At 67.5% G+C, this 12338-nt stretch carries 15 protein-coding genes; 10 read left to right on the forward strand and 5 right to left on the reverse strand.

The genetic code is table 11. The annotated features are described in order from the left end of the window. Positions 1–54 precede the first annotated feature (54 nt). The 4 genes from HLH36_RS11715 to HLH36_RS11730 are packed head-to-tail and all read left to right on the forward strand — an operon-like array spanning position 55 to position 3740. Complete coding sequence (locus tag HLH36_RS11715; protein ID WP_182986549.1) at positions 55–2130, forward strand: FUSC family protein; 2076 nt, start codon at positions 55–57, stop codon at positions 2128–2130. Beyond that, positions 2127–2321: a DUF1656 domain-containing protein gene (locus tag HLH36_RS11720; RefSeq protein WP_182964422.1), complete on the forward strand. Its 195-nt coding sequence runs from the start codon at positions 2127–2129 to the stop codon at positions 2319–2321. The genes HLH36_RS11715 and HLH36_RS11720 overlap by 4 nt, the downstream gene beginning before the upstream one ends. A gap of 12 nt (positions 2322–2333) precedes the next feature. Further along, the gene (locus HLH36_RS11725; protein WP_182986550.1) at positions 2334–3341 is read left to right on the forward strand and encodes a biotin/lipoyl-binding protein; all 1008 of its coding nucleotides are present in this window, start codon (positions 2334–2336) and stop codon (positions 3339–3341) included. A gap of 51 nt (positions 3342–3392) precedes the next feature. Beyond that, on the forward strand, positions 3393–3740 hold the full coding sequence (locus tag HLH36_RS11730; RefSeq protein WP_182964420.1) for a hypothetical protein: 348 nt from the start codon (positions 3393–3395) through the stop codon (positions 3738–3740). 202 nt (positions 3741–3942) lie between these two features. Here the strand turns inward: HLH36_RS11730 and HLH36_RS11735 are convergent, their stop codons facing one another. Together HLH36_RS11735 and HLH36_RS11740 are read right to left on the reverse strand one after the other, a co-directional pair. Continuing rightward, positions 3943–4275, reverse strand: coding sequence for a chaperone modulator CbpM (locus HLH36_RS11735; RefSeq protein WP_182986551.1), 333 nt, complete (start codon positions 4273–4275; stop codon positions 3943–3945). Next, a complete protein-coding gene (locus HLH36_RS11740) occupies positions 4272–5189 on the reverse strand; it encodes a DnaJ C-terminal domain-containing protein (RefSeq protein ID WP_182986552.1) in 918 nt (305 codons plus the stop codon). The genes HLH36_RS11735 and HLH36_RS11740 overlap by 4 nt, the downstream gene beginning before the upstream one ends. 205 nt (positions 5190–5394) lie before the next feature. Here HLH36_RS11740 and HLH36_RS11745 point away from each other — a divergent pair, with 205 nt between their 5' ends. The 5 genes from HLH36_RS11745 (at position 5395) to HLH36_RS11765 (ending at position 8910) form a co-directional block, all read left to right on the forward strand. Next, on the forward strand, positions 5395–5745 hold the full coding sequence (locus tag HLH36_RS11745) for a hypothetical protein (protein ID WP_182986553.1): 351 nt from the start codon (positions 5395–5397) through the stop codon (positions 5743–5745). 154 nt (positions 5746–5899) lie between these two features. Beyond that, complete coding sequence (locus HLH36_RS11750) at positions 5900–6643, forward strand: (Fe-S)-binding protein (RefSeq protein WP_182986595.1); 744 nt, start codon at positions 5900–5902, stop codon at positions 6641–6643. After that, complete coding sequence (locus HLH36_RS11755) at positions 6640–8058, forward strand: lactate utilization protein B (RefSeq protein WP_182986554.1); 1419 nt, start codon at positions 6640–6642, stop codon at positions 8056–8058. The genes HLH36_RS11750 and HLH36_RS11755 overlap by 4 nt, the downstream gene beginning before the upstream one ends. Beyond that, positions 8055–8645 carry a LutC/YkgG family protein gene (locus HLH36_RS11760; protein ID WP_182986555.1) on the forward strand — a complete coding sequence of 197 codons (591 nt, stop codon included), beginning with the start codon at positions 8055–8057 and terminating at the stop codon, positions 8643–8645. The genes HLH36_RS11755 and HLH36_RS11760 overlap by 4 nt, the downstream gene beginning before the upstream one ends. A gap of 31 nt (positions 8646–8676) precedes the next feature. After that, positions 8677–8910: a CcdB family protein gene (locus tag HLH36_RS11765; protein ID WP_182986596.1), complete on the forward strand. Its 234-nt coding sequence runs from the start codon at positions 8677–8679 to the stop codon at positions 8908–8910. 26 nt (positions 8911–8936) lie between these two features. On the opposite strand, the gene HLH36_RS11770 is transcribed toward HLH36_RS11765, so the two are convergent. After that, positions 8937–9920 carry an aldo/keto reductase gene (locus HLH36_RS11770; RefSeq protein ID WP_182986556.1) on the reverse strand — a complete coding sequence of 328 codons (984 nt, stop codon included), beginning with the start codon at positions 9918–9920 and terminating at the stop codon, positions 8937–8939. A 334-nt stretch (positions 9921–10254) separates the two neighbouring features. On the opposite strand from HLH36_RS11770, the gene HLH36_RS11775 reads away from it, so the two are divergent. Next, complete coding sequence (locus HLH36_RS11775) at positions 10255–11172, forward strand: DUF2272 domain-containing protein (protein ID WP_182986557.1); 918 nt, start codon at positions 10255–10257, stop codon at positions 11170–11172. Between the two features lie 48 nt (positions 11173–11220). Here HLH36_RS11775 and HLH36_RS11780 read toward each other — a convergent pair whose 3' ends face one another. Together HLH36_RS11780 and HLH36_RS11785 are read right to left on the reverse strand one after the other, a co-directional pair. Next, positions 11221–11664: a SufE family protein gene (locus tag HLH36_RS11780; protein WP_182964412.1), complete on the reverse strand. Its 444-nt coding sequence runs from the start codon at positions 11662–11664 to the stop codon at positions 11221–11223. 265 nt (positions 11665–11929) lie between these two features. Continuing rightward, positions 11930–12337 (reverse strand): rhodanese-like domain-containing protein, encoded by a 408-nt coding sequence (locus HLH36_RS11785; RefSeq protein ID WP_182986558.1) that lies wholly within the window; start codon positions 12335–12337, stop codon positions 11930–11932. Position 12338 lies beyond the last annotated feature (1 nt).

The following is a 12338-nucleotide window of genomic DNA, read 5'->3' on the forward strand; positions in this document are numbered from 1 at the left end:
ATATGGCGCGTCCGCAACCGCCATAGTCCGCGCCGCGCGAGCAGACGGAGGACCATGAAGGCGATGGAACAGGGCGGAACGGGCATGGCGACGGCCCTCGCGCGCTGGATCTGGCTGCCCGCCACACGCCCGGCCTGGCTGCCGCCGGGCAGCATCGCCTTCTGCCTGCGCAGTTGGGCCGCCGTCATGCTGGCACTGGGCGTGGCCTTCTGGCTGCAGATCGACTCCCCCGCCAGCGCAGGCGTCACGGTCATGATCCTGACCCAGCCCCTGCGCGGGCAGATCCTGTCCAAGGCGCTGTACCGCATGGCCGGCACCCTGGCGGGCGCCACGGTGGCCATCGGGCTGATCGCACTCTTCGGGCAGGACCGCATGATGTTCCTCGGCGGCGCCGCCCTGTGGCTGGGCCTGTGCGTGGTGGTGGGCACGCTGTTGCGCGATTTCCGGGCCTATGGCGCGCTGCTGGCCGGCTACACGGTCGCCATCATCGGCATCGGCTGCATCGACCGCCCGGAGGATGTCTTCACCGTCGCCATCTTCCGCGTCTCGGCCATCATGATCGGCATCGTCTCGGTGGCGGTCGTCAATGACGTGACGGGCTCGCCCACCGCATGGCACCGGCTGGCCACCGGCCTGCGCCACGGCGCCGCCGAGGTGCAGCGGATCGCCCGCGACGCCGTCAACGGGCAGGCTTCGCCCGACGACGTCACCTGGGTGTCGCTGGCGGGGCGCATCATGGCCCTGACCAGCCAGGTCTCCTTCGCCCGCACCGAACTGGCCGACAGCGCCCTGCGCATGACGGGCGCACGCTCGGCCATGGTCGCGATGCTGGACATGATCTCGTGCAGCCGCGCCATCAGCGGCGTCCTGCGCATGGATCAGGAAGTCCGGCCCGCCATCCTCGCCCGCGTGCGCCAACGCTTCGGCGACGGCACCCCCTTCGCCGACGAGGACGAAGCCAGCCGCGCGCTGGAAGACCTGCTGCGCCTCGAACCCGGCGCCCCGCCCCTGACCCCGGCCGAAGCCTATCTGATCGAACGCACGATGGCCCTGCTCTCCTACGGGCGCTGGGTCCGGGACGGCATCCGCACGCTGGAGGAAGGCCACGCCGCCCCCCGTATCGCCCAGGATGTGCGGATCGCCCGCCAGCAGGACCCGGTGCTGGCCCTGCTGAACGGCATGCGGGTCATGGTCGGCTTCACCGTCGCCGCCCTGATCTGCATCCTCAGCGGCCTGCCGGGAACGACGACGACCCTGCTCCAGGTCGCCACCATCCTCACCCTGTCGATCACCACCTTCGACACGCGCGCCTTCGGCATGGGGGCGCTGATCGGCGTGCCGCTCTCCACCGTCTGCGCCCTGGTGCTCGATACCCGCATCCTGCCCTATGGCTCGGGCATGGTCTTCTTCTCGCTGATGCTGGCTCCGGTCATCGTCGCCAGTTGCCTGCTGCTGATCCATCCGCGCCTGATGCCGATAGGACTGAATTTCGGGGTCTTCTTCTTCATCGTGCTGGGCCTGGACAATTTTCACAATTACGACCCGACCCAGTTCGTCGACCGCAATCTCTATTACATGCTCTCTTCGGTGATCCTGTTCTTCGCGCTCACGCTGGCACCCCCATCGGCCCGGCGGCGGCGGTTCCGCATCGCCATGGCGGTGTCCATGACGCTGCGGCGCCAATTCACCGGCCAGGGCGACATCGCCAGCCCCGCCCTGATCAGCCGGCAATATGACCGCCTGCTCCAGGCCCGCACCTGGACCGGCCACCTGCCGCAGAAACCCATCACCCTGCGCGTGTTCGACCGCATCGTGTCGCTGGGCGACCTCAACGGCGCGCTGGCGCGGGCCCGCCGCCACCTGATGCGCGCCGCCACCATCCCGGCCGTGGCCCAGCCGGTCGCCCGGACCCAGGACATGCTGCGCACCCTCAACCTGGCCGAGGCCGGCGCCCCCATCCTGGACCAGGCCGCCCACCTGCTGGCAGCGTCCGACACCCTGCCCCCGGCCGACCGCGAAACGCTGATCGGCGCCGTATCCGGCCTGTTCGGCGCGGCCCGCCTGCTGGACCGCAACGCCCGGGCCCTGCGCCATTACGGCATCCTGCCCGTGCCGGAGGCATCGCGATGACGCCCACTATCTCGATAGCGGGGGTGGAGGTCGCCTCCTTCCTGATCGATGCCGGGCTGGCGGTCCTGACCCTGCTGCTGCTGCGCCCGCTTCTGGCCAGCCGGATGGTGCAGAAACGGGTGTGGAACGTGCCGCTGGTCGAATTCGGCATCCTGATCTGCCTGGTCGGGCTGTATGTGTTTCTTCTGTAAAAGGGTCGGATAGTGTTCGAACGCGCCCGCATGGTCATGCGGATGACCACCACGCTGGCCATCCTGGCCGTCGCCACGATCGTCCTGCTCGGGCTGTGGCAATACTATACCGCCGCCCCCTGGACCCGGAACGGCCAGGTGCGCGTCCAGGTCGCCAACATCGCGCCGCGCGTATCGGGCCAGATCGTGGAGATCCACGTCGCCGACAACCAGTACGTCCATCGCGGCGACGTGCTGTACACCATCGACCCGTTCGATTTCCGCGTCGCGGTCGCCCAGGCCACGGCCCGCGTCAACGAACGGCAGGCCGACATGACCCTCCGCCTGGCACAGCACCAGCGCCGCCAGCAACTCTCCTCGGCCTCCGCCTCGGCCGAGGAAAAGCAGCAGTTCGAAGCCGTGGCCGAACAGGCCAAGGCCCAGTATGCCGAAGCCCTGGCCGCCATGTCGCAGGCACGCATCAACCTGGAACGCACCCAGGTCCACAGCACCGTCAACGGCTACGTCACCAACCTGACGATGCGTGTGGGCGATTTCGCGACCGCCGGCGTGTCCGACATCCAGGTGATCGACGCCGATTCCTTCTGGGTCGACGGGTATTTCGAGGAAACGCGGCTGCGCGGCCTCTATCGCGGCGCCCTGATGCGCATCGACCTGATGGGCGTGCCGACCCCGCTATGGGGCCATGTGGAAAGCATCACGCGCGGCATTTCCTCGACCAATGCCGAGCGCTCGACCCAGGGCCTGCCCTCGGTCAATCCGGTCTATACCTGGGTCAGGCTGGCCCAGCGCATCCCGGTACGCATCCACATCGACACGCTGCCCGCGGGGCTGACGCTCTCGGCGGGCATGACGGCCAGCGTCTCGATGGTCCTGCCCGACGGCCGCCGGCCCCGCCTGTCATGGCGCACCCTGTTCGACGGGCTGAAACGGCTGGTGGCCCACCCCAGACCGCCCAACGCCACGCTGCACACCGCCACCGCAGCCGCCCCCCTGTCGGACACCGACCAGACACAGTAAGGTCCGGCAAAAGACAAGACAGACAACACAGGCAAACCCGGAGACTACGCCATGCCCCGCCTTCACGCCCTTGCCGCCGCGCTGCTGGCCCTGTCCGCGACACAGGCCCATGCCGCCGCCAGCCCGCTCACGGGCCAGTGGGCCGCCATGGGCCTCTCCCCGGTCGTGGTCGGCGCACCCGACGCACACCATCAGGTCCAGGTCACGCTGCCCGACGAGTTGCACACCTACGCGCCGCATCAGGTCACGCTGGCCCCCCACGGCAAGGACGAGCTGCAATCGCTCGGCCATGATCCGCTGGTGACATTCCGCCTGGTCTCGGCCAACAGCGCCAACCTGACCATCAAGGGCACCAAGCCCGGTCAGGTCGCCAACCTCCCCCTCAGCCGCAACGACTGAGAGCGTGGCCGGACATGCGCGCTGGTGGCGATCCGGCGCGCGTTTCCTGCGCTTCGCTGCTCACGGCCATCAAGGCCGCTCCGCTGCGATGCTCGGAAACACACGCCGGGCGCGGCCCTTCGGGCCGCTCTCGCTCACCAGCCCACATGTCCGGCCACGCTCTTCGGGACGTTCCTGAAGCATCACTGCCGGCCGGCTCCTGCTACCCTTCTTCCGGCACGCCCAACAGGGCGGCCAGGCGCGTGCGCAGATCGCCCGCCTGGGGGCGGTCCAGCACCGCGCGCAGATGCAGCATCTGGCGCCGCGCGTCATAGAGCTGGTCCAGCAGGGACAGCACCACCGGCATCCCCTCGTCCCCGATTCCCAGATCCCCCGTCAGTTCGGCAATCAGCCGCGCCCGGGCCACGTCGATATCATGAAAGACATAGGCCCCCGGCTCGCCCTCCGGCCGCAGCCACGCGCTGTCGATCCAGTGCTGGATATCGACCGCGCTGACATTGCCCACCTGCACGCACAGGGTCTCGATCGTGATCATGCGGCACCTCCCCCCTTCGCCTCGCCCGGTGGGGTCCAGGATTTCAGGAAGTCCTCCAGCGCCGCGTCCGTGGGGCCGATCGTGACCTGCAACGTCACGTACAGGTTGCCGGCCTCCTGGCCGCCATGGGCCTTCACGCCCTTGCCGCGCAGGCGCAGCACGCTGCCGCTGTCGGAATGGGCCGGAACGTTCATCGACACCGACCCGCTCGGCGTCGGCACCTTGATCGGCCCGCCCAGCACGGCGGTCTTCACGCCCACGGGCAGCGTCATGCGCACATCGTTGCCGTCACGGGTATAGGTCGGACTGGGGGCAACACTGATGGTGATCAGCGCATCACCGGCCGGCCCGCCCTGATGGCCCTCGCCCCCCTTGCCGCGCAGGCGCATCACCTGCCCGTCCTCGATCCCGGGCGGGATCTTCACATCCAGCGTCCCGCCGCCCGGCAGGGTCACGCGCGACGTGCCGCCATTGACCGCATCCTCGAAACTGACGGTCAGCGAGAAATTCCGGTCGTCGCCCCGCGCCGGCCCCTGCGGCCGGCGGCGAAAACCCCGCTGCCCGAACATCGACCCGAAGACATCGCCCAGATCATCCTCGGAGAACCCGCCGGCGGAATAGCGAAACCCCTGCGCCCCCTCGGCATGGTCGCGATAGCCACCGCCCCCTCCGCCGGGCCAGCCACGCTCCTGGCCCGCCGCATCGATCTCGCCACGGTCGAAACGCGCACGCTGGTCGGCATCCGACAGCAACGCATGAGCCGAGCCGATCGCCTTGAATTTCTCCTCGGCCACCTTGTCACCCGGGTTGAGGTCGGGATGATATTTCTTGGCCAGCTTGCGATAGGCCTTGCGGATGTCGTCCTGGCTGGCCGTGCGCGACAGGCCCAGGATCTCGTACGGATCGGTACTCACGGTTCTGCGTCTTCTCCCTGGCTGGACGCGATGTCGAACGAACGGGCGCGCCGCCCGGCGGCGCCCCGGCGCCCCGTCATGCAGGCGCGCCCCTTACCCGAAATAATGGGGAGCCCCCGCCGGACGGTCAATGTAAGCCGGCGCGCAGGGCTGCTATCCTGCGCGCGCCCTCCCGGCGGAGGCCGCAGAAACAGGGATTTCGACCATGACCCTCCGCATCGACGCAAGCCGCCTGCTTCTGCTGCTGGCCGGAACGGGCATGGGCCTCGCCGGCCCGGCGCAGGCGCACCCGCACAAGGAACATTCGATCTACGGCTCCGTTTCCGGCTACCGCGCGATCATGGACCATGACAGCGACGCCTATCACGCCGCCGACGCCTTCTGCCAGACCGATGCCTCCGTCAACGCGGCCACCAGCGGCACCATGACGGCGATGAGCGGCGGGAGCGGCAATCAGTTCAAGCGCCTGAAGACCCAATACGCCGCCTGCATGGAAAGCCGGGGCGCATGGATACGCATCACCGGCAACGCGGCCGGCGACCGACCCCGACAATGACTGACGCCGGGACAAGCCCCCAGAAATCCCCCGGTTGAGTCGCCCCCGCATCTTGTTATAACAATCGCCGGTCCAAGAACCGAGAAGGCCGGAAACGGCCCATCATGACGGCCCGCACGGGCGGCGGTGCCGAGGGGGGGAAAGCCCGATGCGAATGAAAATAGGCCTGTTCGTGCCCTGCTATATCGATGCCTTCTATCCCGGCGTCGGCATCGCGACGCTCGAATTGCTGGAACGGCTGGGCCAGGACGTCACCTACCCGCAGGAGCAGACCTGCTGCGGCCAGCCGATGACGAACGCCGGCTGCGTGTCGGATTCCGCGGCGTCCGAAGCCCTGTTCGTGCGGCTGTTCGCCGGCTTCGACGCCATCGTGATGCCGTCCGGAAGCTGCACCCATCACGTCCGCGCGCATTTCGACGCCATCGAACAGACCGACGCCGTACGCCACGTCCGCGCCAACACCTACGAGCTGGTCGAATTCCTGCACGACGTGCTCAAGGTGCGCGATTTCCCATGGGCGGAATTTCCCCATACGGTCGGGCTGCACAATAGCTGCTCGTCCCTGCGCGCGCTCCGCACCGCCAGCATGTCGGAACTGGGCGAACCCGCCTTCTCCAAGCCCATGACCCTGCTGTCCGGCGTCAAGGGCATCCGCTTCGCCACCCCTGCCCGGCCCGACGAATGCTGCGGCTTCGGCGGCACCTTCTCCGTCTCCGAGGAAGCCGTGTCCGCCCGCATGGGGCTCGACAAGGTCCGCGACCATCACCAGGCGGGCGCCGAATATATCGTGTCGGCCGATTCCTCCTGCATGATGCACCAGCGCGGCTGCGCCGAGCGCGCCGGCGTCAACATCCGCTTCATCCACATCGCTGAAATCCTCAATGGAGCCCGGCAATGAAGGAAAAGCCCATCAACCACGCCGGCGCCGCCGCCACCTTCATCGCCGACAAACCGCATCTGGACTTCCACGATGCAAGGCTGTGGGACATGCGCCAGAAGCGCGACGCCCAGATGCATGTACTGCCCGAATGGCAGGAACTGCGCAGCCGGGCATCGGCCATCAAGGAACACGCGCTGGCAAACCTCGCGGACTATCTGGAACAATTCGAACGCAACGCCAAACGCAACGGCATCCACGTCCACTGGGCCGCCGACGGCACGGAGCATAACCGCATCGTCGCCGAAATCCTGGCCGCACGCGGCGCCAGGACGCTCATCAAGAGCAAGTCGATGGTGACAGAGGAATGCGACCTCCGCCCCTACCTGGCGGCGCGCGGCGTCACAGTCACCGAGACCGACCTGGGCGAACGCATCCAGCAGCTCGACGACCAGTTGCCCAGCCACATCGTCGTCCCATCGGTCCACAAGCTGACCGAGGACGTGGCCCGGATCTTCGCCCGGCATTACGGCACCGACCCCGACGCCGACGACCCGCACCAACTGGCCGAGGCACAGCGCCTGGCCGCGCGCCCGGTCATCCTGCATGCCGACGCAGGCATGACCGGCGGCAATTTCTTCGTGGCCGAAACCGGCACCTTCGTCGTCTGCACCAACGAGGGCAATGCCGATCTCAGCGCCACCGTGCCGGGCGTGCATATCGCCACCATCGGCATCGAACGCGTCGTGCCCCGCATGGCCGACCTCGGCGTGTTCATCCGCCTGCTGTCGCGCAGCGCCCTGGGCTCGCCCATCACCCAATATACCAGCCATTTCCGCGGCCCGCAGGATGGCGGCGAAATGCACGTCATCCTGGTCGATAACGGCCGCTCCGCCCGGCTGGGCATGGACGATTTCTGGACCTCGCTGAAATGCATCCGCTGCGGCGCGTGCATGAACACCTGCCCGGTCTACCGCCGCTCGGGCGGCCTGTCCTACGGCGCGGTCTATTCCGGCCCGATCGGCGCGATCATCGACCCCACCTTCAACGAGCGCAAATACAGCACCCTGCCCTACGCCTCGACGCTCAACGGCAGTTGCACCAATGTCTGCCCGGTCAAGATCAACATCCACGAACAGCTCTTCAAATGGCGGCAGGTCCTGGTCGAACACCACCAGATGCCGTTCGTGAAGCGCGAGATCATGCACATGGCCGGCAAGCTGATGGGCCAGCCCAAACTCTACCGCGCCGCCATCGCCGGCACCGAAACCGCACTCGGCACCCTGCCCCGCTTCGCGCTGTACAACTGGCTGAACCCCTGGGGCAAAAACCGGGAACTCCCCGAACCGGTCAAGGAAACCTTCCATAGCTGGTACCGCCGCAACCGCCCGGCGGCAAAGCCCGGCCAAACCGACAATGCGGAGAACACGCCATGAGCGCCCGCGACACCATCCTGGCCACCCTGCGCCGCAACAGCCCCGACCCGGCCGCCCACCCGCTGCCGGAGCCGGCCCTGCTGGGCGAATCCGACGCCAGCCCGGAACGCTTCACCGCCAGCCTCATCCCGATGGGCGGCACCATGCTGGACCGCGACCCTGACGAGACACTGGACCAGGCCATCGCCCGCCGCTTCCCCCAACCCGGCCTGATGATCTGCTCCCTGGTCCCCGAAGCCACCGGCACGGTACACATCGAAGACCTGCCCACCCCGCAAGCCGCCGAACCGGTCGACGTCACGATCGTCCGCGCCGCCTTCGGCATCGCGGAGACCGGCTCGATCTTCCTCAGCGAATCCCAGCTCCACCTCAACGCCATCGCCCACCTGACCCAGCACATGGTGGTCCTGCTGGACCCGGCGCAGATCACGGCCAACATGCACACCGCCTACCTGCGCCCCGAATTCCACACCGCCCGCTACGGCGTGCTGATGAGCGGCCCCTCCGCCACCGCCGACATCCAGGGCGTCCTCATCCGCGGCGCCCAGGGCGTCAGGAGCCTCACTGTGTGTTTCGCATCCCAATAGGAGGGATTAGGCAGTCGGACACCGCGCCGATCTGCTCCAGGAACTCGGCACCCGCGTCGTTGTGCCGTTCCTGCCGCCCCACAAAGCCCCGAAACCCGCCAAAGGACTGAATCCGGTCTTCGCGTTCGAGGGGCTGCCCTGGGTGATGATGACCCAGTACCTCGCCGCCGTGCCCGATCGGGAGCTCAAGAAAGTGGTGGCGTCTCTCGCCATCCACCAGGACGATATCACCCGAGCCCTCGACCTGCTCCTGACCGGTTTCTGAACGACAAGCCTCCGATGTGATCAGCCTCAACCGCCCGGCGGCGCCATGAATTCCGGCCCCACCGGATCGGTGATGTGGGCCGCCAGAATACGGTCGATCTCCGCCTTGTCCTCCGCCGACAGCGTCCAGCCGCACGCCTGATCGATCCCGGCGATCTGCTCGGGCTTCCTCGCCCCCCACAACGCGATGGTCGGCCCCTGGTCCAGCACCCAGCGGATCGCCAGCGCCAGCACCGACCGACCGAACCGCTCCTTCGCAAACGCCTCCAGCGCCGCAACCGCCGCCAGATACTGGGCAAAGCGCGGCGCCTGGAATTTCGGATCGGCACTCCGCAGATCGTCACTCCCGAAATGGCTGTCGGCCTTCATCTTGCCCGACAGCAGCCCCCGGCACAGCGGCCCATAGGCCAGCACGGCCAGACCATGCCCGACCGACCAGGGCAGGATATCGGCCTCGATCGCACGTTCGAACAGGTTATAGGGCGGCTGCACGGCCGCCAGCGGCGCCACGGCGCTGAACTGCTCCATCTGCGCGACCGAGAAATTGCTCACCCCCAGCGCCAGCACCTTGCCCTCGCGATGCAGATCCTCCAGCACCCGCGCCGTCTCGTCGATCGCCACCGACGGGTCGGGCCAGTGGATCTGGTAGAGGTCGATCCGGTCGGTGCGCAGCCGGCGCAGCGAATCCTCGATTTCCTGCCGGATGCGCGCGGCGGAGCAGTTGCGGAACGGCTTGCCGTCCTTCCAGTCCAGCCCGACCTTGGTGGCGATGGCCACCTTGTCGCGCCGCCCTTCCAGCGCCTGGCCCACGACCTCCTCCGAATGACCGAACCCATAGACCGGTGCGGTGTCGATCAGGCTGATCCCCAGATCCAGCGCCTCGTGAATCGTGGCGATGGCCTGGCGGTCGTCCGCGCCACCCCACATCCAGCCACCGATCGCCCATGTGCCCAGCGCAATGCGCGAGACCGGAAAGGGAATGCCCGAGACGGCAATGGTTTCCATCGGCATGAAATGCTCCTTCCTGCCCGGCTCTCATCGAGAGCGGACTCAACGATGGGGAGAGAACGCAAAAAGGACCGGAGCGTACGTACGCTCCGGCCAAGTCTTTCCCTCGTATGCAAGCGACGGCCGAGCCGTCGCCTGTCATCGGGCGCCAGAACCGGCCATACGGCAATGAAAAAACATTTCATAATATTGCTGGACTCCAGGAGGACGTCCCCGGTCGCCTGCTCCGGTTCCCCCGACGAGGCCTCTTTTCCTGCCACGCGTCGCGTCCTATGGGTAAGGGGCCGGCGTCGTGCGCGCGACACAGCCGGTCCGCGCTGAATGGAGAAGCGAATCAATGTCGCGCAAGGTCGCAATGACGGCATCCCGCACGATTACCCTCATGGCCCCCCTGGCGCTCCTCGCCGCCTGCGCCCCGCATTATCCCTCCCCGCATCGAGCCCATACGCCATCGGCGCAATACGCGAACGGCCAGGGCGCGCTGGTGGTGGACGAGCACGTCCCCGACTTCGCCAGCCGCAATTTCGAACCCTTCACCCGCCAGGACGTCGCCGCGATCGCGATGCGGGAATGGCGGATGTTCGGGCAGGCGGTCGATGACGACGACCCCGAACAGCGCCCCGAGGCCGCCAGCGCGACCGTCAAGCCGGAACGCATGCCCGGCCTGTGGCAGCGCGTGGGCGAATATTGGTGGATCGGCCAGGACCCGAGCGAACGCGAGGTCGCCTGGACCGGCAAGCACAATACCGAAGGCGCGATTACCGACTATGTCCATGACGGCATGTTCGCCTGGTCGGCGGCCTTCATTTCCTACGTCATGCGGGTAGCCGGCGCGAACGACCGTTTCGTCTATTCGCCGAACCATTCGACGTATATCAACGCCGCCGCCTCCGGCACCGAAAGCGGCGTCCGCGCGCAGGACCCGGCCGCCTACGCCCCGGCACTGGGCGACCTGATCTGCGTCGGCCGGGGTGCGAGCAAATCGGTCCGCTTCGCCGACCTGCCGACGCGATATGGTTTCCCGGCCCATTGCGGCATCGTGGTCGCCACCGGCCAGAACGGACAGCCCTTCGGCCGCCAGATCAGCATCATCGGCGGCAATGTCGACGACACGGTGGCCCTGACCCACGTCCCGGTCGGGCCGGACGGAAAACTGGCCGACGCCACCGGCCACAGCTACGACCCACGCTATCCATGGTGCGTCGTGCTGCAGGTGCTGTACGACGCCGACGCCGAACCAGCCGGGCAAGACTGAACCGCGACACGACCCGGCACGCGCACCGGGTCGCCGCCAGCCGCGTGTCTACGCGCCGACCTGGGCGGCCGCATGCCGGATGGCCCGCGCCATCGCCTCGACCCCGTTGCCGCGATTGGTCGACAGCGCCTGCACCAGCCCCAGATCACGCAGGAAACCGGAATCGGTCGCCAGGATTTCTTCCGCGCTCCGCCCCGAATAAACGCGCAGCAGCAGCGCCACCAAGCCCGAGACGATGGCGGCGTCCGACGCCCCGGCAAAGAACAGCACGCCGTCCCGCGCGGTCATTTCCAGCCACACCTGGCTCTGGCAGCCGGGCACGCGATGGGCATCATCCATCCATTCGGCGGGAAAGGGCGGCATCGTGCGGCCCAGTTCGATGATGTACTGGTAGCGCTGCATCCAGTCATCAAAGAGGTCCAACTCCTCACCGATCGCAGCAATCGCGGCGGCGGCAGTCGCATCCTGGGGCGTGACGAAAGGATCAGTCATCAAGGCTACCTGACACAAAACAATCAAATGGGCGGGCGAAGACTAAAACACATCCCCACCCGCTAGAAGCCCGCGCCAACCGCGCAGTGCAATCCAGTGCAGGCATCGCAGTTTGTGCCGGAAACGTGGGCTGGCGAGCGAGAGTTCCGCAAAGCGGCACGCCCGGCGTGCGTTTGCGAGCACCGAAGCGCAGCGGCCATATGGGTCGTGTGCATCCGAGCACAGGAAACGCGCGCCGGATCGCCGCCAGCGCGCGTCTACAGCATTAATTCTGGCGCCAGGGCAGGCCGTCGGCCTTCCACCCCGCCTTGGCACCCCGATGCCCCTCGGCATCCAGCGGCCCCTCGAATCCCCCCGCCACATTGAACACATGCGCGAATCCCGCCATCCGCGCCGCCATGGCGGCGGAATGGCTGCGCGCGCCGGAGCGGCAGATGAAATGGATCTCATGCTCCGGGGTCAGTCCCGCCGCCTGAAGCTGCTCCACAAAGCGCGGGTTCGGCTGGCCGCCCAGCGTCTGCCACGACACCGGGATCACCTGCTTGCCAACCGACGTCAGGTCGGGCAGGCCCACGAACATCCATTCCGCATCGGTGCGCACGTCGACCAACTGCGCCTGCGGGCGATTGCCCAGCGCGTCCCAGGTTTCGGTGGGGGCTACGTCCTCGATCATC

Origin of the sequence: Gluconacetobacter aggeris, from assembly GCF_014174395.1 — a bacterium.
GTDB classification, from domain to species: domain Bacteria; phylum Pseudomonadota; class Alphaproteobacteria; order Acetobacterales; family Acetobacteraceae; genus Gluconacetobacter; species Gluconacetobacter aggeris.